Genomic DNA, 26827 nt, shown 5'->3' on the forward strand with positions numbered 1-26827 from the left:
TGATGCATCCTTTCTATACGCTAACCATAAAGTTATCGTGTGTTTGTTGCGAGATCTGCCCTGATTCCAATAAGAATGAAGCTCTTTGTCTGAATGTCGTACCTTGTTCGAACATAATGGCGTCAACAGTTTCTATAATGGATTGTAAAGAATCACATTTTTTTAAAATATGTTTTGCTTCAGGTGTATTAATAAAGAATTCACGAATAGCAATCAATCCACCTCCAACACGATTAACCAACTTTTGCGATGCAAACACTTCCCCTTCATTGATTAGGCCGTAAAGTACCTCATCGCGTTCGTGTGACGGAAACATGCGGTAGACACGAGCAAAGCCAGCCGAAACACTATTAGCATGTAATGTTGAAGATACAATATGCCCTGTATTGGCTAATATAATGGCAGAGCGGAAACTTTCTGGCTCTGTCATTTCTCCAACAGCAAACCAATCGGCCCCTTTTCTCATAGCCATTGCATTTGCTTCATCGTAGCTAACAAGATCACCACCAGAAGTTTCACTTTCAAAAATTTCATGGTGACAAATTGAGTTAGATGGATGGATTTTTAAATTTGAGTAATCAAATTCAGGAGGGCGAGCAAATTCTAATATCCGCTTATTAGATGGTTTCTCAAGAATTTCACGAATGAGAGCTGCTAAAGTGGATGTTTTACCTTCACCAGTAGCACCAATTATGAGCACTAGCCCTTTCCATATCTTTTTAACGTGGTTGATGAATTCAGCCTCTAACTCTACATCTTGAATGGTAGGGGCGTATTCGGCTATAGGTCGTATTGCTACATCAAGGCCTTTTTGCATTCCTTGAGAAATTTGGCTTATAGAATATCTAAAAGATCGTATTTTATTTTGGTTTTCTTTCAGAGATATTATTTTTCGACCACCGCTAGACTTACCTAACGTAACTTGATTTACTTGGCCCTTAGAGCTAATTTGTCCAGCTAATTCAATGATCTCTTTATGAGTAATTTTATTATTTGTAATCAATACATAATCAGTGCCTTTTTTGCCCCGAATATAATCATTACTTTGTAAATAAACGTCTCTGTATCCTTCATTTAAGCAATGCTCAAGAAGGTCTTGCGCGGTATGATCAGAGATACTTTCCATACGGAAAACATTACGAGGTTTCCAATTATTGTTGTCTACATCAACGTTACTCATACCATGCCTATTTATGTATGTTAGTATTATTAATACTGTTGCGCATATCAGAAAACTCAGCCGTTTCAACAATAACTTGAGCATCAGTGAGCTCTTCTATATTTAAACTCCCTTGAATTACTGAGTTTCTTACATCTGAGCGAGCATTTGAATTGGGCTCTGTTATTACAGCGTTCCAATCTGATAAGTTAGGATTAAAGGCCGCTTGTGAATTTATTTGAATGACTGTCGGGTTTAATCTAAGTTCTTCTTCATTTTCGTATTTTGCATACTCAAGTGGTTGCGTTTGAATACTTAAGGTCGCGTCCTTTATTTGGTTTGTCTCAACGGCTACCCAATAACGAGTCATTCCACGTAAATCAGCGAATAGGGTTTGCCAACGCGATATTATTTCTCTGTGAGCCGCTTTTTCACCACGTAACCAGCCTTTATCCACACTTTCTTTCCAGATTAATCGTTCCTTTTCGTTTCGAGGTAAGAGTGAGGTTGGAGGAGGTGCAAGATCTAATTTCTGTTGAAAGAAAAGATAGTCACGCCAATTAGGTTTGCTCGCTGAAAGATATGGGTATTTTACGATACGGTAGGATTTTTCGTGAGTTAATATGACGCGATTATTAATTGTTTCAGTCGAAGAATCAATTTCATCAACGATCCCCCCAATTAAGTACATTCCAGCGGCCACACCTGTTTTTATCAGACTTGTAATATGTTCAAAGCTAAGTAGGCGGTCATATTCTTGAGAGCGTTTTTTTAATTGGGCTTCATGTTCAATCATTGTTCGATTAAAGGCATGATTGTATCCGACACGTTGTGCATTTCTTTCTAATTGTTCATACCAATCTTTTAATTGTTCCTTATCAGCACTGTATTGAGCGTTAGAGGCATCTAAATCATTTAGTTCATCTTTCGTCATTGCATTAATGGGCAGTGCAGTACAAAGCATGACTATTGATATGATCTGACAAAGTTTGTTTAATCTTAGTGGCATAATGATAAACCTACAGTCCTAGAGTTTTATACTCGATCAACATGGATTTAAAGTTAGGGTCAATTCTAAGATCCATAATATGTCCAGCATCCATTTTGATTTGCTGTAGTGCAATACGTAAAGGCTCGTTATTTAACTCAATACTAACGGGAACACCTTGAGCTGGTTTTCTACCTACTTCATATACAGAGTTGATATCCCACCCAAGCAATACAGCAATACTTTGAAGTGCTACTTTAAGATCGCACCCTTCGCATTTTAGAGTTCGCTTAGTTTCGAGACCTGAAAATATTGCGCTTTGAGGCACTTTCGCTCTGTTTGTTTGTGGTGATGTAGTTGCTTTTAACTTTGCTTCACGGATATTGGCCAACTTTCTTTTTTCATCGATCAATTGCTTTGCTAATTGTTCAATTTCAGTATCAATGTAATGTGGTTTGTTACTTGGCAAAGGGGCATTACTGTTAACACTTTTTGTGGAACAGCCAAGCGTGGTCAAAATAAAAAAACCAAAAAAAACATGTTGTATGAATGGTTTCATAGCAAATCCTTTCGTTATAATTTTCGACATAAACAAATGCAACCATATTATAAAGTAAATGATGTGTTTGCAATGTAAATATTGCGGTCGTTAGCGGCATGTTATTTTTTAAATCTAATTAAAAAATATCAATTTAAATAAAAGGTGATTTATATTTTGAATTTTTTAAAATTTATAGAATTTTTTGCGACCTCATACGCGGTTTCATAGTAAATAAGATGAAGACTTATTTTACGCTGTTAAATTAGGGTTTATAAATATAATTATGTTTGAATTATTTGCAGTTGAAGAGGTTACTTATGGAAATGGACGTCAAGTTAGCATTTTTCAGAAAAATAAATAATGCAATATCTTCGGATCCTACTTTACTATCATTTTTAGTCGATACTTATCCTGATTTTAGTGTGCGTTTAGCGACTAAGGGATTTGATTTACTTGAATTGGAGAAGATTCAAGTAAGTGTTTCGAATTATTCATCTTCTCATTATCAAAATTTAATCATCGCTATTCGACTTAATGGAGGGGTAAGTGAAACCGCTCATAAGCTGGACATTGATGCTTCATATATAACATTAACACTTTCATCATCTAATGAGACTCAATGGAATGAGCTTATTGAATTACTTAAATCGAAAAATATGATTGATGATGATTTCTTTGATAAAGCACGACCTTACTTCAATGAATCAATGGTTTCTCGATTCAGACGAGATAATCTTACCGCTATCCTTGCCACTGCTACCAATTATTCAGAAGTTATTAATCAGATGTCAACGCTACTATCTCCTTTTGAAGACGTATTACTTTATATTCAAAAAGGCACTGCTCATAGTCGTAGTAGCTGGGCTTGTCGTCGAATTGAAAAGGCATTAAAGCTTTCTACGGGCCGCTTAGATAATAGAAGCCGAAGTTCTTTTTAAAGTATATTAAGTAGGAGTTTTATGAAGGTTAAAACATGATCCTCTATCTAATTCAATTTAGATAGAGGATTTTTTATTTTAGATACTAACTTCTGAAAGTTGGCCGACTAATTCTAAAATAATGTCTTCTTTTGTGAATCTTTTACTATCAAATTTTGAGTTTTTCAATCGTGCTTCTATCGTGGCTAACGCTGAACCATGTGGAAATAACTTAGCTAATCGTAAGTAAGCATCTCTAGCCCCATATCTTAAAATCGCTAATTCTTTTATCATTTCATCTTCAGCATCGGATGCAAAATTCCAAAGATAAGAGGGGGTAATTTGGTTACGTAGAATTTGAACTACATAGCCCTTAATTGATTTAAATTGGCCTATATATAGCATGTTTCGACCAAAGTCACTTGAGTTGGACATACCAACCAATCTTGTTGCTTCTGATATAAATGATTCGGATAATGCATAGGTCTCTGCCAAGTAGTTAGCGTCTTCATTTGTCATCTTAAGAATGTATAAATTAGTTGCCAGCTTTAATGTTTCATGAGGCATATGAAGCACACTTTGACTTGAGATTGTAATACATAAGCCATATTTACGAGCAATCAATGCTGAGTTATCTAACAATGAATCCATTTCATCTGATTTGTATTGTTTATATTCATCACCGTATGAATGTTTTTTCATACTGGTATCAAGGCTAATTATTTTCTCGTACATTTCTTTGTATAACGGAGGAACTAAAGGCATAAAGGATTTTGGTTCACGCCAGAAATTTTTCTCAGCGACGTATTTACCTAACATTCCAAATAGTTTTTTTGTATTAACCGTTTCAGCATCGGATGAATTACCTGTAATACCTTTTAGATTGACTCCTATTACTCGCGCTTGTGAGATATCAATTTGCGACTGATAAGCAAAAATCTTTGAATATCGAGATAATAGGGTGTCAAGAGAGATAATAATGTAATCAATGATAGAGTCACCAGCAGGGGTTTTGTAGGTGGCAAATCTGCTACGCAAGGTGCTACTACTCGTTAATAATTGCATTAGCTCTGTAAGGCAAGCGCTCCCTTGACGATGGCAGAAACGAGCATGGGAGAAATATTCATCACCTAACTGATATAGCTTATCTCGTATTAGATACCATGTTTTTCGCTCTGTATTACTTATGTTTATATGACCTGAGTTTAATAACTCTTGAATTTCAGTATGTAAACGAGTCTCTTGTCCTGAGTAAACGCCTAACCTCTCAGTATATGGCATTGGTGATTCTTGATTGGTACGAAATAGCTCTGAAATTATGGCTTCCATAACATCGGCAAGCTTTGGGTGAACCGATTGACTTGATGTACCATTGACCACTCGGCATAAGAATGCGCCAGCAAAAGCGCGTTCTTGTTCTTCGAGCTGGTCTAACCCGAACTGTGGTTCAAGGATGTTAAATGCATTTCCAGATTGATTTAAAAACTGAATTAATTCAACTTTATAATGTTGCTCTTTAGGTAGCCAATTTCTTAGTGCAGAGATGTAGTTATGTACACCCGAGCCAAAGTCTAAGTATCCCATTAATGGTAAATTGGAATTGCCTTTACCAAAAATAAAAGTGTTATTAAAGATAGAACTAAATACTGTTTTACCTGAACCCATACCACCAGTAATGATGTTGAGTGAATAGTTTTGGGTTGACGTTGCAGGATCAATAGGGAATAACCTTCCATCTAAAGAAGAGCTGCATATTCCTCCCGTTGCCATCGGTGCAGCAGGTCGAGTGATAGGGGCTGTTATTATATGCTTATCAATTGGCTGTACACAATTTCGAGCTGATGGCTTTCTTGCAAACGCTGGCAAACTACTAGCATAGGCAGCATAAGTACAGTCTGGTGTTTTGACGGTACTTGATCCCCATGAGGTTAATGCTTGGATTATTTCTTTTTTATACTCTTTTGCTTTATCTAAAGTACTGGCCCACGTTGCGACACTTAGGGCTCCGCCTAGTAGTGTTCCATTTTCTTTTTCAGCATAGGTGGTTAATTCATTAATAGCGGAATCGATATTTCTTGAAGCCTTGGAAAAAAGGAAAAACATTAGCCATGTTTTTTTTGCAGACAGACGAGTAACGATTTCTTCTGTGCCTGTCTCAAATTCATATGCACACCGTAAAGGTATGTGTGACGAAATTGAACGTAACAGTTTTGAAAAAGGTTCAGGCGTGATAGGAAAATACTCGCGATCCACTGTGGCAATATAGTTGGAATTTGATTCAATGATACTGCTGTCACCATAAGCACGTTCTTTGTCGTTAGTTACTAGTTGCCATGCTAAAGGTGGGTAGGTAACAAAATCTTCATCATTTTCAGCGAGTGCAAAATCACATTCATCACCAATGCCTTTTGCCCTCCATTTTGTTTGATTGAGGGCGACAAGCTCTTCTTCTTCTTTAATTATTTGTAAGTAGCGATCTGATGTTTGTTTTTCTAAAGTAATGTGTTCAGCTAACCTCGCTTGAATACTTGTACAGAATGCTTGATGAGATTGAAGTATGCTTTGCGTTTCAATAAATTGATTTTGTGCGAGAGTTGGCATTTGATCTATATTGACAGATTCACCGACCATTGTTGGTATGGTTATACTGTCTCGACTTGAAATTGATGACTTGGTTGTTACTGTCAAGATCGTTCTTTCAAATGAACATTCACTTTTGAGATCTTTAATTTGCTCTTCAAAGAAGTGTTTAGCTTCTATACCTAAGCGAGAAATAGAGTCTTGTGTTGATCTAAAAACATCTTCAAGTTGAGTCGCTGTTCTATTAGGGTCTCTTGTTAGATAAATCCCTATCTTTCGATGAGGGGTTCTAAATATTGTTTCAAGGGTTTTAGATACATCGGATAAGTAAGCTTCTTCGGTTGCATCTGTTAAATAACGACTCATACCTATAATTTCAAATGCGGTAATACACCCCCCATTTGTTGTAATTACTGTGTACTCACAAATATTTGATTTTGTGAGTAATTGACAGTGACCTAAAGCATGATGCGATAGTTGATCTGATATCAAGCTAGTTATTGCGTTAAGTGAGGGGATAGCTAAAGGCATATTTTTTTCCTAAAAAAGTAATGTCATCGGTTTTTCTTGTTCTTGCTGATGCGATTGATGTCCATTGCTATGTGAGGATATTGGTTTTTCTTTATCTTTTGAGGTCAAAAAGCGTTCTTCTACCGTTTTTAGAATATTGGCAATATATTCTTTCTGTTCGTGTGGTTCTTTTGTATTTGCCTCTTCTAACTGAATAACAGTTTTAGCGGTAATAGCACCTCGCTCACCAAATTGCTTTGCTATTTTCCATAATAAATCTCGTTGAGTGAGTTGACTCATATTCGTAAAATAGTCGGCTGCTACATGTGGTTTTTCTGAAAAATTACTATCCATATTTGTCACCATTCCTTTATAGAAGATCTATTTGTGGGATCATATCTTCAGCTAAAATTAGATCTTTAAGTTTTTTAGACTCTGCTGAATCAGTCGAATCGATATAAAAGCGAATTGCACCTGTATTAAAGCTACTTACTTCTATTTGGTTATCGACAAATGTCTTTGCTTTTAATCTAAGCATTATTCGGTCATAAGCTCGTATATAGGTACTAATTGGGGATGGATACTTATCTTGCATTTGTGAGTAACCAAGGGAAGTCCAAATAACCTCATTAACTAAACCATTTACATAGCTTAAAAATTTAACTGAATTTACTTCTGGCATTGTTGGCGCAAAAGGAAGTTTTTTACCTTCAGTGACATATACACTACCAAGCTTAAGCAGTGAATAATTTGCCATATCAATTGCTTCAGGAAGTGCCGCCCAACGTCTAGGAGGCGTAGCTTGCAGCTCTTTACCAAAAGGCCAATAATCGTTGTATTTTGAAATAGTATTTACTTGCTCAACTTCAATAAAACCACAATTTGTTTTTGCTAGCTCGATTAACTCCTGTAAAACTTCGTCGTCTCCACGGATATGAGACTTCTCAGATTGACCAATTAAACGACCATTAAAATTATTATTGATTTGGTATTCATTACTAGCAGGGTATAGCAAATTTAATAAGGTTAATGTGTATGGCACTCGTGGAAAGCGAGCGGAGGTAATGCTTTGTATATCTCTACTTTGTCTTAAGCTATTTGCTTGCATTTTTTGCATAGAATTTGCAATTGCTCTTTCTAATTCAAGGTTTGAAGCCATTGCGAGTAATGGTCTATTTCTTTGATGATCTGGTAGTAATTTTGAATGAATCTCCTTTATTGCGGTAAATTCAGTATTCATCAAATTAATTCCAAATTGTGCTTCTAATTTATTAGCCAGCATTTGACATACAGTGTAAAAAATTGGCAGTTTTTCATCTAGTTTTTCACTTAATCCAAGTTCAATCGCTATAGTGCTGAGGGTTACCCCCAAAAACTTTGATGAATTAATATTTCTAAATCGATCCAACCCAAAGCGTTTGTAGTTATTTGGCTTAATGTTTGTAATGTAGATATAATTTGATTTTAGGTTATTTAAATTGATTTTTTTTACTTCGTTCGGATGACTTGAAATACATTCATAGCCATTATCTACAAGGCGACTTCCAGAGCCTAGCGCTTTATTATCATCAATCCAGATGATACCGATCTTTGTATAATTCATCGTTCAATTCCTTTTTTTTGATTTTTAAAAATGGTGGCACGAGATAACCATTCCGCAGGGTGTAGAGGATTCGATTTTCGAGCGTCGTTTATCTGGAATATTGAATTAGAAAACATCTCTATTTCTTTTTGAAAACCATCGGGATGAAAAAATAAACGGAGACCATAAAAGGTATTTTTTTCTCTTTGTTGGTATTCATCTTCCGACATAGCAAGAAATGTATCCGCAAAGTCAGCAGGGCAGTTTGTTTGATAGTTTCTTAATACCTTTGTCTTTGTATGCTCAAAAGCTCGTACAATGCTTCTGGCTTGCAATGTAATCTGCTCTAACGTGTCGTACTCAGATGTATTGTCAGTTGTTTTTGATAATGCAAGTTCTAAGCAATACGTAGTTAGTAATAGTGTATTAAGGTTTTCTTGACTAATATCAGGAGCGAAAATTATTACTCCCATTCGGTTTTTACCCACCCAACCGATATGCTCACATAAATGACAAAATGGGCAACGTATTGAAAAATTACTTTCTTGATTATTCTCATGATCACCATCTTTGTGATGGACATGAAATCCTTTGGGCATTGCTAAAGTACATTTTTCACACTCCAGCTCTTCATCATTGTGCATTCTTGCTTTTCGATTTTGAACAAAGCTTTCACGAGCGAGTTGGAATTCTTTATTTGCCTCATCGAAATTAGGGTTATCACTCCGACTAACTGAGCTTAGGTTTCTAATTGCCCCAATAAATAGTGTTGATGTCATTATGTGCTCACTCGTTATTATTCATTTGGTGAAATAAAGGAACTGTCTTGGTCTAAAATATCAGTGACAACCTGTGTTTCAGATTGGAGTACCTGCCGAGTTGCCATATTGCTACATGCCTTTGGTGACATAAAAGCAAATCCAATAATGCATAAGATCATGCCAAATCGTGGTGATATTTGTCTTTTATTTGCCCAAGCGATGAATAGCAACCCAGAAGCAACAGAACCCAAACCAACTAATGCAACGACACTTAAACTTTCACCTAGTACCCCACGAAGAACAGTTGCCATTCTTGTAAAAAAGCCACCGACGGTATTCCCATCGTTGAACTCATTAGCATAAGTAAGAGTAGGGAAGCTAAGAATAAGCCATAGTATCCAATTAATATGTTTCATTAGCTTAGCCTCCTTAATCATTATTCGATAAATTCTGTATATTCAACGTCTTGGTTAGTAATGGTGTTTGTACCCATGTTTGAAAAGGCTTCAAAGCCCATTAAACAAAAGCCAATGAACATCACTACTGCCGCACCAGAACGAGTAGTTTGCGCATTATTGGTTTTATTGGCGAGGGCAAGCCCTAATAAACCACCACCAGCACAAACAATACCGATAAGCATGATGACACTTAAACTTGCTTTACTTGAGGCGTCAGCCAGAGTGCCAGCATCTTCAACTAAATCTAGAAAGTTACGGCCTTTACCTTCGGCTGATACTGATGGACTAATAAGAAAACCTGCGGTAGCTAAACAGCAAGTAAAGTACTTATTGTGTATGTGTTTAATGATGTTTTTTGGAAAAATCATTTTCTATCCCTTATTTAAATTTTACGCCTGCAATACAATATTTTTCAGTGCAAGTTTCACCTGTTTGGTAATCAATGTTTCGCACTGTTCCTAGCCCACTCACATACTGATTCATTTTTAAATGAACTAGTTTGTTGGTTTTTTCATCAAGAGCAACGACACGTTGTTGTTCTTTAATTGGAGTGATTATTTTCCAACTATTAAGATAAATTTTTTCTTTCTCTTGAGTCTTAGCAACACGTAGTTCTACAACTTTATTTTCTGGAGCGACCTTTTTTTTCTGTTTACTTTTTGTAGATTTTCGTGCGGCTATTTTTTCAGCATAAAGTTTAATTTCTTCTTCTGACAACTCCTCTCTAACATCATCAATAAACCAGCCTCCAGAGATTAAAAGGCGTGGTTTTTTATCAATATAAATTAGCTTCTCTACCTTATGGCGACCAAATTTACTAAAAAATCTTTCACCAATAGTTAAAGTGATAGTGTTGTCTTTACCATCTCGTTTCGGTGCATCAACAACAAAAAGGGTGTTATTTTTTAAATTAGAAATCAGTTTGAATTCTTTTAAACGTTGGCGCTCAATTATCACCGTCGTATCACCATTGCTTTGTGCAATTTGTGATTTTATCTGGGTCATATGTTTTTGCGCTTTATTGAGTTCTTTAATGCCTAGTTGATGTTGTTCCTTTATGTCATCTAACTCTTTTAATTTAGTCCCAATTAACACGTTAATTCGTGCTGATCGATCTTTAAAAGCAGTGTCGATAATCTGTTTTACTTGTATTTCGGTTAATCCTGTTTCTGTTGCTGGTTGAGAGGGTAAGTTTTTAATAACTGCCGTTGTTGTGGCTTCAACTAATGAATCAAATTTATGATCAAACGCATCTGAAACATTGCCACTAACCAGTTCTGGTAACTCAGGACGCAAAGTGTCAAGAACGGCAATTGAAATTGCGTTTATTTGCTCAGCATTGAATTCTGGTTGAGAATCGTTTTCTGAAAACATTTGATTAACAGCAATAAGAATCCGTTTATTTTGTGCTTCAGAGTTCATGTTATTGTAAACAGCACCACCGATACCAACCAATAAACTCAATACCGCAAGTATGACTGCTATGGATGCAAGGTTATTTTTTTTACTGGCTTTCTTACCAGAACTTAAAGGGTTTTCTTCGTCAGACATAATATGCCTCCGTACTTGGTTAATAATAGTTAGGGAAAACCGTTTCAAATGATTGATCGGGTTCAGTTTCAGGATCAGCATCAAAGAGCCCTTTTGGTAAATATAAAGGCTCAGAGAAAACTACGGCTGCTGGGTAGTTCATAGGAACAGATACCGTTGATGGGATGTCTGCTCTTTTTTGTAAATCAGGTAAAAATTCTTTCGCAACGCTTGCTAAGCTCCCAATAATTCTATCTGTTACCCCGATAACATTTGGGGTTTCAATGACCACACCATCATTAACAATTGTTGTTGATGAAGCTGTGACGAAATCTAGCCAAGGCGCGATAAAAGCGGCACTTCCTCTGGCCCAAAATCGTTCCGCAAAGTGAGTATCTACATCGTTATCAAATAAAGGCTTATTACCTTGTAGAATATCAACGGCATAACCGCTAATTGCTTGTGTATGGTCCTTGAACTGCAATTCACTTACCTTTAGTAAGATGCCATCTTGGTATGGGTTTAATTCAAACTGCGCACGAATACGAACGCCTGTTAGTGGTGGATCATACAAATCAATAAATACATCTAAGCCGTAGTCAGAGTTAATTGCCTCTGTTATTTGGCCAACGGCTTTATCTCCCATATTAAGGATACGGACCATATCTTCTGTCTTAGTACCATTAGAGTCATTCCCTTGCTCTTCAGAGGTTATTTGGTCTTTTTCTTGTTGGGCTTTTTTAGCTTGCTCTTTGGCTAATTGATCTTCTTTGATGCTTTTAACATGAATGTTTTTATGTAGCCCGATATCAGTTGTAGGTATAACCGAAGGCGTTGTCCCCATCGTATAAGTGGTTGCGAAAGTGGTTACGTAGTCAACGGTATTAAATGGCGATGGCTGATAACTTTTCATTTCAGATTTAAATAACTTAACCATATTCCCATTTACTATTTCTTTTCGTGTTGGTGGTTTTGCAACCACTTCGGCTTTCACTGGTTTACTTTTCTCTACTTTGGTCTTTGATTTAGTTTTGGGCTTTTCTTCTTTTTTTGGTTCTTCTTTACTCGACGCAGAACTAAGCTCAACTTCTTTGGTAGGAGTTGAAGATAAAGCACTGGAGTTATTAATATGAGAAACCCCATTTTTTATAGCTTCTTGTTTTTCTAATTCCTGAGCGTCGTTTGCTGCCACAATAGAAGGTGAAGTGTTCGGCTTTACGTCAGACATTGATGCTCTTGTAATTTCAGCCGCAGAGGTTTTTACGTTTGAGCGAGCAGCTTTAGTATTCTGTCTTGATGTCAATAGTTGGGCTGATTTAGCTGATTGGACGTAAGCTGCGATGCTACCTACAGCGACAAAAAACATCACACCACAAAAAATTATTATTGCGCGACGACGTTTTTTTCTTTCTTTAATTGAAAGGATCGCTTTGTTGCTTCCGCTATCTAATGGTTTACTCATTTACGAATACCTCTGTATCTCGACCATTTATTGAAAACCAATAGCTCGAACGAGGGTGAGCCTTATAAATTTTCCAATTACCAATTCGCTTAATATCGATCATGTCATACAGCATGTTTTGTGGCGTTTTTATATAAACATGTTTGTTATAGCGCCAGCTTTGACTATTGCGAGGAAGACCTTCAATGTTAATACGTTGAGAATTTGGTACGTTTCGACCATTTAAAAATCGATACATTGCAGGGTCATCTTTATTGCTTGTGCTGGTATAGTGATCTAAAGCTGACTCAATAGTTTGTGATGCGTCAGGGGATATTTTAGGCACTTGTATATTCAGTTTTGTGTTTAATGAAAATTCTGGATTAGAAGTTAAATAGAGCGGAATTGGTTGGCTAATGCCTTTGAGGAATATAAAGCCACTAACCGTTTTAAAATCATTATTGGCTTTAATGATTAATATATTTTCATTAATAGTTTCAATGTCGAATTCGGTATTGGTTTTAGGCAAGAATTTTACAATTGGATAAGGGTTTCCTAGTTGATCGAAAAAAGAAACTGCCGCAGGGCTGTTTACCTTTGTATTTACAGATATTACATCATTCCCTTCGGGATCAATCGGTTTTGTTTCAATAGATAGTTGCGGTGTATAGATATCCTCACTTTTAGCTTTTTCTATACTGGCATTGATAATTCGTCTTTGTTTAATTTGTTCTGGGTTATTTGTTGTCGCGTGTAAATCATTACTGTAATTGATATCACTAGTAATCTGGTTCAAGTTAACTTTTCTTTTTCTTGTTTCAATTTTACGATGAGTGGCGACCAGCTCTTGAATTGCTAAGTCTCTTAATACCTCTTGTTCTTCTTGAGATAAATTATCAAGATTAAATAGAGCATTTTCAATTGTTCCGTATTTTCGAAGTAAAGATAAAGGGGTAACGGTTTGTTGTTCTTGGCTGTAATTAACAGAACTTGTAGAGATGGGTTGCGGTTTATTTTTAGCTATTTCTTCAATAGGTAAGATACCATCTTGTGTCACGATGGATACTGATGCATACGCACTAGTAGCCACAATGAAAATACTGATTAAAGTTTTCACTGTAGCTTTTAGCATGATGTAAAAGTGTTTCCATACACAAGTCATAAGTCAACAAATAGATATATTATTTATAAGATAAACCCATAATAACTACATTATAAAAAAAATCATTATTTTTTTAAAAAATGGGAGGCTATATCACATGTTAATCATTACTTACCATGCTTCTAATGCCAATCGCTTCGCGTCGAGATATTTCACTCATTCGCTCCAAGGTAACAATGTATCGAATTGGAGCATCTAATCTTTGTCCGTAAATAAGAAATCGGAGCGTCATATCTAGCTCATATGTGTAAAAACCTTTCATGCCGCTTGGTGTTGCTCGTTGTTTTATTCCTTTGTTTTTTAATACTACATTTTTAATGTCTACTGTCATTGATGTGCTATTACTGATCATTATTTTGATTAATTCAGATTTCTCTAATGCACGGTAGAAGAGTTGGCCATGATTAAATTCACTGTTTTCTTTTTGTCGATTCAATGAGAATTTATTAGCGTTGCATTCTGAACTTATCATGGCATAGCTGACATTATCGAAAGTTAAGCAGTAAGTAAGGTTCTTAATGGCCCATTCGATGATTTCTGCATCACTTTTATTTGGATGAGGCTGGGTTAAAGGCGTTGTTTTTAATGGGGTCTCATGGTCATTTATGGCGATGTACCCACGATTGTAATCAAAACTTTGAATTGTATAAAACTGATAAGCTGTATGAATAACTAAGCCAAAACTAACCCACATAATACCAAACCAGAAAACAATTTCTTTTCGGATGAATTGGCCATATTCAATTGCAGCTTGCATTGCTGGGTCAACTTTTTCGTGCGAGATATTTTTGCTCATTACATTCTGATCCCTATAATCGTAAACTGATTTGGATTCTTAGCGTGTTTTTGTGGTGCAATCCATAATGTTATTCCTCTCGATGATGGGGACGTTGTTTTCCTTTCCACAAGTGACGAAATAGTTTGAGCATAAACAACATAATAGAAACGTTTCTCTTCACGCGAAGGCGAGGACATGATTATTGGAGAGTAAGGGAGACCAACATAGATATTCGCCCCTTTAGATGTCAATAATGGTTCTAGCTCATTTACATAATTATTCCTATAAGCTCTTGCTGCACTGGTTTGAAAGTAGTTGCTTGAACAATATTCAGACTTTGATGTGATATTAACTACGGTGAATGAAAAACACGTTGGTATCGTTTTTTCAAGCCAGTTAATTAATTTTTGGTCTGTTAAGCTCGCAGTACTTCGAACGGGAACCCGTTTCAATTTATCTTGATCATTATCTTTTACTTTCATCACAGCTATTCTTTCAGGTTCTTGAGTAATAAAAGAATTCATGGCGATAACCGCTACCCATGATAAAAGAATGAATACCAAAGAAGCAGCAGTGAAATAATGTTTCATCGTATTACTTCCCATAGCGACATTCTATCAATCAACAAACTTTCAGGTGTGTAGTTAGGCTGTGTTGGGAGTATGTCAAAGTTGAATTTGATACGAAACTGAGTCGTGGGAGACTTGGAGCTTTCACCTAAAATTATCATAGCTTCAGCTTGTAATGTCCACTTTTCAATTGGAAGTAATTGCCTTGCTAATGGATTGTTTATTTCTTCTTCATTAACCCAGTCAGGGTAGTGAGGAACAATGACAAGTGGTACGCCTTTGGAAAAACGCATATGTAAACGTTGTATTTTATCATTATTTGTAAGTTCTTTTTCTAATCCATAATGTTTTAGATTTGCTTTGATATCTGCATAACCCGTAGGGGTGGCGTATTTAATTAGAGTGTTGTGGATGTTGGTAAATGTTGAGGTGGTTTGTGTCAGAATGGCGGTAAGATTTCTTGCTGAAACAGATTGAACCAAAGCAACACGATCATCGAAGTAATGTTTTTCATCAATAATTAATGAGGTATTTATACCACCACTTGAGGTGTCTGTAGGTAGTTCAAAAACCCCTGAAGATTTCATTAGTAAATTTTTTGAGAAACCAGCCAAAACCAAGAATAATAGACTGAGAGTAACGAGTATTATCAATGGCGTTCTGCTCGATTTAAATGAAACTGAACGGAAGTGATCGGCAATGATTTGATTCTCATTTATTGAATTTTGTTTAGTTTCTGTATCCATTTAACTTCTCCATCTTGATTGTATGTATGTAGATTCCATTCTCTTTTTTTATCGTTGATAATTAAGGATACCGTGGCTAGCGTTAAGCTTAGAGCCACCATTACAACGGTGATATTTCTCAGTACTCTAGCGACGAAAGCACACTTCCTGTCATCTAGCCAAAATTTAGGCATGTTAAAATAAAATGGACCAATTCTTATTTGTCTTTGATTTGATGCTGGTAGTTTACTTATCACATCATTAAATTTGACTTCCACCACAGCATTGTTTCTATTGTTTTGTTTTTCCATAGACTTCATGATACTTGTATAAACCTTGTGTAAGTGTATTATAAAAAAAATATAAATCATATGGAAATGTAATCATGTCAAGTTTAGATGCAGAACACTTAAAAGAAGATGGAAAACACTCTACTCAACCAAGTAAATTTGCTGAATGGTTTAATTCACCTAGTAAGTCTTTTATTTATGCTTATATGTTTATTGTTATAACGTCAGTATTTGTTAGTGTCATACTTTTTTCTATCTTGGGCGCATCTTCATTGCTTTATGCAAGAAAGCTCAAAAAAAGAGAAGACAGTGATGTTATAGCGTTAATGGCTAGTTACCTTAGCGCTATTGGCAAGCTCTGCATACGATTTGTCATTACGACCCTTTTCCTTGCTTTTATTATCTTCAGTCTTTACAGCAGTACTACGGTTCCCCCATTTATTGTTAATAACAGTTTATATCTAGTTCCTTTCCCTATTTTATTTTTACTTTTGGCCTTCATATCCAACGCTGTTCGCATGCACTTGGGCCTTCCACCAATGACCAGACTTCTTGATCCTGTTAGATATTTTTTGGTTTGGTTATTCCGTTTTTCTAAAAAACTAGTCCGTAATATGTGGCTAGAATTTAAAGCGAAAAGCTAAGGGGAGGAATTAAAGTGCAAGAAAATAAACCAGATGGCGCATTTCAAGTTTTGGGAGCATGGTTTAGTTGGCTAATTGTCTTAACTTTGGTTATTGCAATGCTATATATGCATTCAGAGAAATTCATAACGGTGTGGCGTGGCATGCGATTACTTGAGTTGTGGTGGTGGAATGCGACTTTTCAATTTGTCGGTATTGAGTATTTCGATCATTTCCTTTCTCAACTTGAAAAAACACCACCAAATAGAATTGGATGGAAGTTTGTCTCTGCATTTGAAGCAAGCTTAAATACATATCTGCGTTTCCTATATGCAGGGGTGTTGATTGTTATTGCTGTTCGTATGCGTTTTAATTCACAGAAAGTCACAGGGGAGTTTAATGTCCAAACTCTTTTAGAGCAGTATGCTGATGAATCTGAATCATTAGAGTCTTTGGTTCATGATAATCCGTTAAAAAATAATCGTAAGTATGATTTTTCGAATCGCTGTGACTATCACAATAGACATGCTCAAGCTATTTCACCTCAAACTTATATTGAAGCTTGCCCACCTATGAACGCTTCTAATGAAGAATTAGAGCAACATTCAGAAGCAGAATTAAATAAAAAAGAAACATCATTTAGGCCTATTGCCATTATCAACCGCTATAAAAAGCAGGTAGATTTTTGTCGTATTAGCGCTCGAATATCTCTTGAACGTCAGATAACAGATCCCCCTTCACATGGTGGCTATTATTTGGATGAGGATTTTGTACCACGATTATTTGATAAAAGTGGTGAATTAATTGAGCTTGTTGTGGTTAAAGACCCTGAAACGAAGGAACTAAAGATTCAAGGTGGATTCTCTTTAGATGGCTTAATTAATAATGGCCGTGAATATAACGGCACGGCTTCTGAATTACGCTTATTGTTCAACGGTATCGAACGAAGTGTTTTTGATACGCTTTGCGCTCGATATAACCACCCGTCAGTACCTCTTGCTGATTTTGTTTTAAATCTTACTAAACGTCATGCCTATCGAAGAACTTATTTAGTTGAGCTACTAAGGGTGGTGCGTCTTAATGCAATTATCGCATCAACTGAATTTTATATGATCCAACGTCGTGATCGTATTTTGTATTTTACCTTATATAGCGCCAGTGAAGAGAAACCGTTCTATGAAGCTTTAGGGGTTATGGCGCATTGGTCTATGGAAAAATTGGCAGGTGAAAAAGTAATTAAGCCGTATGTAGATACTGGAATTAGTGTATTGGAAAAAGATGCAATGCGTATAGCTGCGAAAAAGCCACCAAGACGTAACCTTATTGAAGAGTTAAACCAGCAAATGCTTAAGGATAATGACTTGTCAGAATCTCGTGCATTTGAATTTAACGATAAAGAGGCAATGAGTTTATTAAAATCTAAGCTGGAGCCAAATTTATGATATTAACAGAAAACGTATTCACTCATTTAGAACACAATAAAAACTGTTCTCATTGCACTGACTTTCATCATGATCAATTAAATGAGAAAGAGTCCGTTTTCTTATGTCACATTTATTCGCAACAATTTATTGAAATTCCTTTTCTTTGTAACTCAGCTTCATTTAATGACACGAAGGTTGCTAAATGATTATGTTGATACTGATACGAGGAGGATTGCATGTCTGATCCAATTGCGAGTACCTTTAAGCAAAAAACCCGTTTAGCAATGAGTAATGACTTATTTGAGAATAAATCACGTCACATTGATACGAGGCCTATTTATGCTCGCATTATTGCTTTAATCCCTTGTGTTCTAGATGTGTTGTATTTTTTAGCTGCTTTAGCTGTGTTGTTTTTACCATCATATAGTTATTTTATTTTCGTTCTATTTTTATTGTTTGGTATCTATGCCGTTAGTGTTCAATTTGATTATCTAATATCTGCACCGACTTTTTCTAAAGGTAACGGGTGGATTCCTGAAGATGGACGAAACAAAAAACAACATAAGCTCAAAGCATTTATGTTGATTGGCTATGATTTATTGTTTGGCCGCCAGATGTGGATCCCTATTGATAGAGAGACTCGAATGAGTCTTATTTTAGGAACTACAGGGTCAGGTAAAACTGTTACTCAAAATGCTCAATTATATCAAACGTGTTTGCATGGCCATTTTAAATACGGTGCGCCTATGCTGCTTTTTGATGGTAAAGGCTCTATAGCAGGCTTGTACGATTTTCTTTTTTATATAGTTCGTGCTGGCCGTATTCATGATCTTCGCATTCTAAACTTTCTAACTGGTGGTATAACCCAAAATTTAAAGGCCATGTTAGATGATGATTGGTCATCAAATAAGTTCCAGCCTTTTTCAGTTTTAAATAAAGAAGAAGCGAGAGGGCTTATCATGTCCTTTGGTAAAAGCTCAGAAGGTGGTAATTCAGATTTCTTTAGAGACCGTGCAAATACCATGCTTACAGGGGTTTTCTCTGTTCTTTGTTGGCGTCGTGATGAGCTTGGTGAGCCACTAGATGCGGCTGTAATTCAAAAAAATATTGAATTAAAAACCATGTTTAGGTTAGCGGCTGATAATAGTATGCCCATCGATGTTCTTAAACCTTTACGTGAATATTTAAAAACATTGAATGCCGTCGAAGATGCGCATTTTGCGATGGATGTAGATCAAGGCTTTGAGATTAATGCTAAGGCAGAAGAACAACATACCTATAACCGTTCAATGCTCGCAAAAACAATCAATGAAATGGTTGAATCGTTAGGACATATATTTTGTTCTACAGGAAGTGATATTAATTTACGTAATGCAATAGCACATGGTCAAATTGTAATTGTGTTACTCCCTTCAATTGAAAAAGAACCCGATGCAATGGCCGAGTTAGGGCGCATGGTTGTGGGGGCATTACGTCCAGCCTGTGCTCCATTATTAGGGTTTAAGGTCCAAGGAACCAAGCTGGAAGTGGTGGATTCTTTACCTTCAAATAGAATTATCCCTGTTCGGATCTCTTTTGATGAGGTTCTTAACTATTACACTCGTGGTATGAGTCAGTTTTTATCATTACTTCGCTCATCTAATGTGGCTATCTCAATGCTTGGGCAATCGCTTAAAGGTATTTATGATGCAGGGGAATCGGAAGGTCGTCAGTCACTTGCTAACTTAAACAACAAGTTCTTATTTTCTACTCAAGATGTATACGAAACAATGGAATTGATTTCTAAATCTGTTGGTTCTGTTGTTTCTACTCAATTAGGTGAATTACAAGCGAATAATACTTTTGGTTGGAGAAATGCAGACCGTTTGCAATTATCGAAAGAAGAGTTGATAGATGCTCGTGATATGGCTGCGGCTGACCCAATGGAAGGTATCTATCTTTATCGTGGTAGCGTTACTCCATTTAAATCAGCAACATTTTTTCCTGATGATAAAAGAGATGGCACATTAGATTATTTTAAATTAAATATCTTCGCAGAACTGTTAACACCACCTGATGACGACGTTGAGCGTGTTAAATCAATGCTGAATATGAATAATCAAGTTAAAGCGAATACCCTTAATAAGATTGATGAAACAGAATCATCTAATGCAGTTATTAAGGCATTTACTGACACTTTAAATTCTAATTTAGCTGCCGCAAAAGATATTGGAAGTCAGTATCGTCATTTGCTTCATATCATGACTTACACACTCGTTGATGAGCTGCTATTAGATCAAGAAGATACTTTTGATAGTGCAATAAGTGCTTTAGAAAATACGTCTGAATTGAAGCATAGAACGGGGAATGTTGATGTAGATGTTCGTCATGTAATAACAAGCAATAACGATGAAGTGATTGTTAGTGAGCCAACGGAAGATGATTTTTCTGAGTTCTCTGAGTTTTCCGCACCAGAGCAAGCCAATGATACAGAGAGCGCTCAAAGTGATGAATCTTTGCCTTCGCATGGTCATAGCACTAATACCCCAGAGAAGGCAATAGAAGATACAACCAAAGACACTCAAGAAGACGACTTAACACCTGAAGCTATTATGAAAAGAAACGCTTCATCGCTAGGGCTTTCAATTGAAAGTGTTAGTGATTTCCCTCTTATTAATGATGATGAAAATGAAACAGCAAGTGACGGTGTCACGTTTAATACTGAGGTTAACGGTGAATTTGATTTCGGAGACGATGAACGACCAGAAATTGATGATGATTATTTAGCGTATTTTTCAGAAAAACAGGAATCTACACCGACACCAAGTAATGATGAAGAGACTGAAGAGTTGTCATTATCTCATTTATTACTTTCAGGTGACGCCCTTGAATCTCATTTAAATAATCAAAATGAGTCTTTGCCATTTGGTCGAACGCTTGAAGATAGTGATTCAGAAGCTAACAACACAAATGATGAAAGTGACCAAACAGATGAAGCTCAAGAGAGTAATGAATCGAATGTTTCTGATTCTAGTGGGCAACAAAGCGAGTTAGCGATTAGCAAAACAGTGACCAAATTATTTAATGATGGTGAACAAATAACAGGCTTGAATTTCGAAGAGATTAAAGAAGCATATATAGCGCCATCTAATTACATAGAAAAGCCAGTACTGGATTCGTTAAGTGAAGATGACGCAAAGCATTATGTAGAAACGGTACATTCAACAATAACCAAAACAGAAAGCTCAATGGCAGATGATCTATTGAACGATATGTTTGGTGACATGAATTAGGACGGAAGAGATATGGATATCCCTATAGATAACACCATTACTTCAATGGATTTGGCTTTTTATGAATACAAGGCCAATAAGGGTGAAAAGCTAGCTACCTGTGTAATTAAAGCTGCGAGACACTATAAAATCCACCCTGATTATATTTATACCATTGCAAAGCAAGAAGCTGGAACTACAGGGGAATACCGTAGAAATAAAAGTGATGGTACGCATGATATGGGGCAGATGCAGATTAACTATGAAACATGGGCTGAGGAGTTTTTACGTTTAGGATTTAAGGTTGATTGGTCAAGAGTACTTTATGACTTATGCGATAACGTATTTGTTGGAACGAAAATAATAGAATTACGTCAAGGTACTGCGAAAAATGCATTAACAGCAATGGCGAATTATCACTGGTTTGTGAATGCAAAGAATAAAGCGCCTCACTTTGTTTATAGAAAGCACATCACCAAAAAATACAAACGACTTCAAAAAGAAAAAGAACGTTTTAATGAATCTAATCAACTTGTAATGAATCGGTGAATTTATGTTGATCGTTGCTGAAAAATATCGCATGGCTCATGTATTAGCGAAGGTTTTAAAATTCGAGAAGTTCTCATGGCCATTCTTTTATAATGAGGCAGGGGATGTCATTGCATATTCTCAAGGTCATTTATTTCAACCAAAGCATTTAAAAGATGAACTGTATACTTGGTCGGACCCGAAACCATTTGAATCGTTGCCTACAGAGCTGTTTATGCTACCAACGGTTGATTACACTATTCGTGTTCGTAAAAGATCGTTATCTACAGGTTATTTGCGTGAGCGTGTGCCTATGCTCATGCAAGAGCATGATGTTATTGTAAACGCATGCGACCCAGATAAAGAAGGCGAACGTATTTTTTATGATCTGTTTAATTCTGCTCAAACCAGTGCTGTAGTTTTACGTTTAGATTTGAGTAAAGGTATTACTCAGTCATTGATCCACGCTGCGTATGACAATTTGTTTGATGCAAGAAAAACGAAGGCTAAGCATTATTCAGCACAAGCTCGGTTATGTGGCGATTTAGGTTATGCATTATTAACATCGGTTATGACGTTCTATGGTAGAAAAGGGTGCTTACATCCTTTGCTTGCTGGCTATACAGATAAACAAAAAAGTGTTGTGTCTGTCGGTAGAGTACTTATTCCTGTATTACAACTGATTGATGATCAGTGTTGTCTTGTTGAAAATGTTAAGTTAAAGCAAGTTCATTGCCCTTACGTCGAAGGAAGAACGGAATCAGGGGCTAAGGTTACTTTTTACTATGATTGGCAGCGACTTGGTTTACCAGCATCGGCTTTATCTGATCCACGTCTAGCTCAAAAATATATTCAACAAAAATCACTCAATGATGAATTTGTTATTGAATCAGTTATCAATGAAATGCATATGGTCGCAGCCCCAGATATGTATGATACGGCTTCAATGCAAGCTGATATGAAAGAATTATCGCCAACTGAAACACTTGATGTTTTACAATCACTGTATGAAAAGGGATTGATTACTTATCCAAGAACAGATGAGACGGCATTACCTGACGATGATATGACTTCTGATAAATTAAGCGCTTTATTTGCCAGTATGGACAATAACCTTAATTCTGTGTCAGACCGAACCTCTAAATCATCAAGAGGTTTTTTAGAAAAACATGAGTCGTTAATTGAAAATGCATTACCAGATAATAGTAATAATCAAAGCAATGATATTTCAGCCGCTCATACGGCATTATCACCAACCTCGGCACAAGCGAATTTATCAAATTTAACTGATACTGAAATCGCTGTTTATTCCAAAATATGCGAACGCTTCACCTCGGCACTTGAGGGGGAGAAGTCTGTTTGTATAACAACGGTCACTGGAAAATTTGCCAATGATAAGAATGGAATGCTGGGGGAGCAAGACGCCCCTTTCTCATTTGAAAAATCTACATACACTTCAAATCTAGAGAAAAGTAAAAGCAAATACATAGCGCTAAATGAAGGCGATATTATCTTATTGGATAAAATCAATGTCAGAGCTGAGGCGCTAGATATCCCTCAATATTATGCAGAAAATGAGATCCCATTAGTCATGCTTAAGGTTGGGGATCAAGTTTCAGATCCAGTAGTTGCCAAATTACTGCATGAAACAAAAGGGCTTGGTTCTGCTTCAACACGAGATAAAATTGTAGCGTCTTTACTTAAGCGTGATTATGTTGAAATTTCAATTATTGATGAACGTCGTTGCATTATTATTACAGGTAAAGGAAAAGCCATTTTAAGTACGTTACCGAACCAATTTAAAAGCCCTGTGACAACAGCAATATGGGAACATGAGTTCTATAAGATAGAGACGTGTAATGATCTTGAACTTGCTAAACAGATGCGTGATGGGTTTATTAGAAAAATATACACTCAACTAGAAACATACATTAAATTTTTGAATAAACGTTACGGACGTAATGTACAGGGCGTTTCGTCTGGAAATGATACGTTGCCTTCAAAAGAATTAATTTTCAAGGTTAAACAGTTAGCTAGATTGAAGCAACTTGAGCTCCCTGTTCAAGTATTAAATAGTAATTCGCTTGCAGAGAAATGGCTACTTGCTAATGCTTCAGTTATGCACTCCAGTATGAAAGAGCAGTTGGAACAATCAGGGTTATCAACATGTAATAATACTTTACGTGATGAGCGTCGAATTGATATCCGTAAACAGGCGATACAAGGAAAAAGCTCAAACCCTCCAACACAAGCCCAGATGCTCAAAGCGATAAAATTATCAAAACAATCAGGGATACGAATGCCCGAAAAAGCCAAGAAAACGGCCAGTGAGTGTCATGTATTCATCGATGAGTGTAAAAAGAAGCTAACCCCTTCAGATGAGCAAATCAATACGCTTAAACGCCTTGCGGCTAAGCATCGCTATCCAGTATCAAAATTAATCTATAAATCGCGCAAGCAAACCATGAATTTAATCAACAAACTTAGAACTAAATAGGTGACAGAGTGGACGTTAATCAATTGCTCGATGGAATGACCGAACGACAACAACAAGGTATTTTACATAGTGGAAGTCCAACGGTCATCACTGCTGGAGCTGGAGCTGGTAAAACGTCCGTATTAACTAAACGCATCGTTAAAGCAATTTATAATTCGGGAGATCCTGAATCAGTCGTTGCTATTACATTTACAAGTGATGCCGCCAGTGAAATGAGAGAAAGAGTTAATAAACTAATAGGACCAGAGCTGGGCAGTAGAGCAATTATTTCGACTTTTCATAGTTTTGCTATGAATCGCATATTACGACCTAATTGGGGTCATCCATATTTACGCTCTCTTGGTTGCGTGGGTAAAACGCTTGCTATTGAGTTTTCAAATCTATCACTCGATCACATACGTAAAAACGCCATGATGACGGGGTTATCTCAATCTCAAAGAAAGCATTTAGAGTGTTTTTTTGAAAAACCAAATGATGAGTTTTCTAGCTGGTTAAGCTTAACTCGATCTTATGGTTTTACCCCTATGACTTATTTTCAAGAGTTAGCGACACAACCTAACTTCCCGTACTCGTCAATTGAAGAGCTTAATAACGAGAATGAAAAATTAGTTTTATCTGATGTTGATTCTAGTATGTATTCGAATATCTATTTCTTAAAAACATGGATTTATTACGACAGTACATTGCGAGAGCGTGAGTCTATTGATTTTGACCAAGTGCTGGTTTTTTCAATGCTTCTACTTGAAAAAGAAAGGGACGTGAGAATTAAGCTTAAGCAGCGATATAAGATTTTTGAAGTTGATGAGTTTCAAGATACGAATGTTTGCCAGTATCGGTTTTTATTGGCATTGGTTGGTGATGGTAAAAACTTATCTATGTTCGGTGATATTAAACAAGCCATTTATTCATTTCGTGGAAGTAATTGCTACCTTATGGCCAACATTAATAAACAATTTAAAGATCTGGTTATTACTAACTTGCCTGATAATTTTAGGTCTACTCATAAGGTGGTGGCCGCAGGTAATGCGATTGCTAAAAGCATGAAAATTCAATTAGTCAGTGAGGATATGATAGGGCATAAAGAGTCTGAAGTTATGCCCTTAGTCTCTCGTTATGACAATGAAGACCAAGAAGCGAACAGTATAGTAAATAAAATTATAGCCTTGAAAAGTAGTGGGGTGGCTCCACAAGATATAGGCATTTTATACCGCTTTAACAAACTTGGCCAAAATATGGAAAACTACCTTATTTCGCGTGGTGTATCTTATCGACGTATAGGTAATGACAAAGGGCTGTATGAAGAACCAGATATACGAGATATCGTTATTTATATGCACTTAATTTTTAATCCATATTCAATTAAGGCTGTGCGTTGTTTCTTTGCCTCTTTTGTTGAATTTGGTATCACAACAGGGATTTTGAATTCTGCGCTTAAGTCATTTCGAAGTGGTGGCCATAAAGAAGTAAATAATCATCAATTACTGTCTTATATTCTTGAACAAAACTTATGTAAACCCTCGACAAAAAATCACTTATCTCAAGTATTAAAAATGATCATGCATTGTTCTGGCCGCACATCTCGCATTTCAACGTTTGATAGTTATTGTCGTGATATGAATGAGCAATATGCCAATATGCCAGAGGAACATTGCAAAGAGATTGAGAATCGCTTGATGGAACCATTCTGGGGTGCTGTACGCGATTTTGTCAAAGAGCTTTGTACTATCTATGCTGAGCGCTATAAATATATGTTTTATTCGCCTGAAGACCGCAAGAGGCGTCTTAATACATCTAAAGACTTAGCGGTTAAACACTTCAATTTAATATTCAATGCTTGTTATGAAGAGTCGTTATCAGATGCGAATCTTATTAAGTACATCTGTACTCGACCACTACTAGATAAAGTAAACAAGAAAGATGATGAAGAGAATACGACAGACATTGAGTTGATGACTATTCACGCAAGCAAAGGATTAGAAAAAGAAGCCATATTTGTGATCGGTTGCTCTGAAGAAAGTTGGTGGAAAGAGCCAGAAGTAAAGAGCGGTACTGATAAATATGAGGAAGAATTAAGACTTTTTTATGTTGCATTAACAAGAGCGATAGAACACCTTAATTTTACTTACTCTACAACACGAGTTTTTAGAAATAACGTAGAACAATGTGATCCTTTACGATTTTTATATCTGCTGAAGGATACGGTTACTTACCGTGCTGTTTCTCACGGTGAAGAAACCTTGTTCTCTAATATGGATACATTAAGTATTAACAAGGATATTAATCATGACTAGTTTAAATCAGAACCATAATGCCCCGTTAGATTTTGAGAAAGCATTGAGTAAATCATCCAATGCAGAATCAGCACTTCTTGATGAATTTGTTATTGATAGCGATGAGCTAGATTTAGCTCATGAGTCTATTCATCATGACCTACAACAAATCATGGATGAGTCTGATATTTGGAATGAGGTTGAGCATATTGATTCAATTTTGAATATTAGAGAGGGTTAAAT

Annotated in this window: 24 protein-coding genes; 8 read left to right on the forward strand and 16 right to left on the reverse strand. The window is 36.3% G+C overall.

Annotated elements, in window-relative coordinates; genetic code table 11:
- Window positions 1–13: 13 nt before the first annotated feature.
- Genes PVK63_RS14230 through PVK63_RS14240 form a run of 3 tightly spaced genes read right to left on the reverse strand, consistent with a single transcriptional unit; the run spans window position 14 to window position 2706 of the window.
- A complete protein-coding gene (locus tag PVK63_RS14230) occupies window positions 14–1180 on the reverse strand; it encodes an ATPase, T2SS/T4P/T4SS family (protein ID WP_274440640.1) in 1167 nt (388 codons plus the stop codon).
- A 7-nt stretch (window positions 1181–1187) separates the two neighbouring features.
- Window positions 1188–2168: a type IV secretory system conjugative DNA transfer family protein gene (locus tag PVK63_RS14235; RefSeq protein ID WP_274440639.1), complete on the reverse strand. Its 981-nt coding sequence runs from the start codon at window positions 2166–2168 to the stop codon at window positions 1188–1190.
- Window positions 2169–2178: 10 nt separating this feature from the next.
- Window positions 2179–2706, reverse strand: coding sequence for a hypothetical protein (locus PVK63_RS14240; protein ID WP_274440638.1), 528 nt, complete (start codon window positions 2704–2706; stop codon window positions 2179–2181).
- A 299-nt stretch (window positions 2707–3005) separates the two neighbouring features.
- Between PVK63_RS14240 and PVK63_RS14245 the strand changes: the two genes are divergently transcribed.
- Window positions 3006–3626, forward strand: coding sequence for a hypothetical protein (locus PVK63_RS14245; protein WP_274440637.1), 621 nt, complete (start codon window positions 3006–3008; stop codon window positions 3624–3626).
- 78 nt (window positions 3627–3704) lie between these two features.
- Here PVK63_RS14245 and PVK63_RS14250 read toward each other — a convergent pair whose 3' ends face one another.
- The 13 genes from PVK63_RS14250 to PVK63_RS14310 form a co-directional block, all read right to left on the reverse strand.
- A complete protein-coding gene (locus PVK63_RS14250; RefSeq protein ID WP_274440636.1) occupies window positions 3705–6716 on the reverse strand; it encodes a hypothetical protein in 3012 nt (1003 codons plus the stop codon).
- 9 nt (window positions 6717–6725) lie between these two features.
- Entirely contained in the window at window positions 6726–7049 is a 324-nt protein-coding gene (locus PVK63_RS14255) for a hypothetical protein (protein WP_274440635.1), read from the reverse strand.
- A gap of 16 nt (window positions 7050–7065) precedes the next feature.
- Window positions 7066–8298 carry a hypothetical protein gene (locus PVK63_RS14260; RefSeq protein WP_274440634.1) on the reverse strand — a complete coding sequence of 411 codons (1233 nt, stop codon included), beginning with the start codon at window positions 8296–8298 and terminating at the stop codon, window positions 7066–7068.
- Window positions 8295–9056: an HNH endonuclease gene (locus PVK63_RS14265; protein ID WP_130066578.1), complete on the reverse strand. Its 762-nt coding sequence runs from the start codon at window positions 9054–9056 to the stop codon at window positions 8295–8297. Before PVK63_RS14265 ends, PVK63_RS14260 begins: the two co-directional genes overlap by 4 nt.
- Window positions 9057–9073: 17 nt before the next feature.
- The gene (locus PVK63_RS14270) at window positions 9074–9454 is read right to left on the reverse strand and encodes a hypothetical protein (protein ID WP_274440633.1); all 381 of its coding nucleotides are present in this window, start codon (window positions 9452–9454) and stop codon (window positions 9074–9076) included.
- A 20-nt stretch (window positions 9455–9474) separates the two neighbouring features.
- Window positions 9475–9864 (reverse strand): DUF6750 family protein, encoded by a 390-nt coding sequence (locus tag PVK63_RS14275; RefSeq protein ID WP_130066577.1) that lies wholly within the window; start codon window positions 9862–9864, stop codon window positions 9475–9477.
- 10 nt (window positions 9865–9874) lie between these two features.
- Window positions 9875–11047, reverse strand: coding sequence for a hypothetical protein (locus tag PVK63_RS14280; RefSeq protein WP_274440632.1), 1173 nt, complete (start codon window positions 11045–11047; stop codon window positions 9875–9877).
- A gap of 19 nt (window positions 11048–11066) precedes the next feature.
- Entirely contained in the window at window positions 11067–12488 is a 1422-nt protein-coding gene (locus tag PVK63_RS14285; RefSeq protein WP_192957884.1) for a hypothetical protein, read from the reverse strand.
- Window positions 12481–13599: a DotH/IcmK family type IV secretion protein gene (locus PVK63_RS14290; RefSeq protein WP_255257958.1), complete on the reverse strand. Its 1119-nt coding sequence runs from the start codon at window positions 13597–13599 to the stop codon at window positions 12481–12483. Before PVK63_RS14290 ends, PVK63_RS14285 begins: the two co-directional genes overlap by 8 nt.
- Before the next feature lie 130 nt (window positions 13600–13729).
- Window positions 13730–14425: a hypothetical protein gene (locus PVK63_RS14295; protein ID WP_192957882.1), complete on the reverse strand. Its 696-nt coding sequence runs from the start codon at window positions 14423–14425 to the stop codon at window positions 13730–13732.
- Window positions 14425–14997: a hypothetical protein gene (locus tag PVK63_RS14300; protein ID WP_192957881.1), complete on the reverse strand. Its 573-nt coding sequence runs from the start codon at window positions 14995–14997 to the stop codon at window positions 14425–14427. The genes PVK63_RS14295 and PVK63_RS14300 overlap by 1 nt, the downstream gene beginning before the upstream one ends.
- Window positions 14994–15722: a hypothetical protein gene (locus PVK63_RS14305; protein WP_274440631.1), complete on the reverse strand. Its 729-nt coding sequence runs from the start codon at window positions 15720–15722 to the stop codon at window positions 14994–14996. The genes PVK63_RS14300 and PVK63_RS14305 overlap by 4 nt, the downstream gene beginning before the upstream one ends.
- Complete coding sequence (locus PVK63_RS14310; RefSeq protein ID WP_192957879.1) at window positions 15692–16012, reverse strand: hypothetical protein; 321 nt, start codon at window positions 16010–16012, stop codon at window positions 15692–15694. The genes PVK63_RS14305 and PVK63_RS14310 overlap by 31 nt, the downstream gene beginning before the upstream one ends.
- A gap of 74 nt (window positions 16013–16086) precedes the next feature.
- Here PVK63_RS14310 and PVK63_RS14315 point away from each other — a divergent pair, with 74 nt between their 5' ends.
- From PVK63_RS14315 to PVK63_RS14345, 7 genes are all read left to right on the forward strand, one after another.
- Window positions 16087–16635: a hypothetical protein gene (locus PVK63_RS14315; RefSeq protein WP_274440630.1), complete on the forward strand. Its 549-nt coding sequence runs from the start codon at window positions 16087–16089 to the stop codon at window positions 16633–16635.
- A gap of 14 nt (window positions 16636–16649) precedes the next feature.
- The gene (locus PVK63_RS14320; protein WP_274440629.1) at window positions 16650–18056 is read left to right on the forward strand and encodes a secretion/conjugation apparatus DotM-related subunit; all 1407 of its coding nucleotides are present in this window, start codon (window positions 16650–16652) and stop codon (window positions 18054–18056) included.
- A gap of 218 nt (window positions 18057–18274) precedes the next feature.
- A complete protein-coding gene (locus PVK63_RS14325; protein ID WP_274440628.1) occupies window positions 18275–21310 on the forward strand; it encodes a TraM recognition domain-containing protein in 3036 nt (1011 codons plus the stop codon).
- Window positions 21311–21322: 12 nt separating this feature from the next.
- Complete coding sequence (locus PVK63_RS14330) at window positions 21323–21838, forward strand: transglycosylase SLT domain-containing protein (RefSeq protein ID WP_192957874.1); 516 nt, start codon at window positions 21323–21325, stop codon at window positions 21836–21838.
- 4 nt (window positions 21839–21842) lie between these two features.
- Complete coding sequence (locus tag PVK63_RS14335) at window positions 21843–24314, forward strand: DNA topoisomerase (protein ID WP_274440627.1); 2472 nt, start codon at window positions 21843–21845, stop codon at window positions 24312–24314.
- Between the two features lie 8 nt (window positions 24315–24322).
- On the forward strand, window positions 24323–26605 hold the full coding sequence (locus tag PVK63_RS14340; protein WP_274440626.1) for an ATP-dependent helicase: 2283 nt from the start codon (window positions 24323–24325) through the stop codon (window positions 26603–26605).
- Window positions 26598–26825, forward strand: coding sequence for a hypothetical protein (locus PVK63_RS14345; protein ID WP_192957871.1), 228 nt, complete (start codon window positions 26598–26600; stop codon window positions 26823–26825). Before PVK63_RS14340 ends, PVK63_RS14345 begins: the two co-directional genes overlap by 8 nt.
- The last annotated feature ends 2 nt before the right edge of the window (window positions 26826–26827 follow it).

The organism is Aliivibrio sp. S2TY2, assembly GCF_028765525.1.
Classification (GTDB): Bacteria; Pseudomonadota; Gammaproteobacteria; order Enterobacterales; family Vibrionaceae; genus Aliivibrio; species Aliivibrio finisterrensis_A.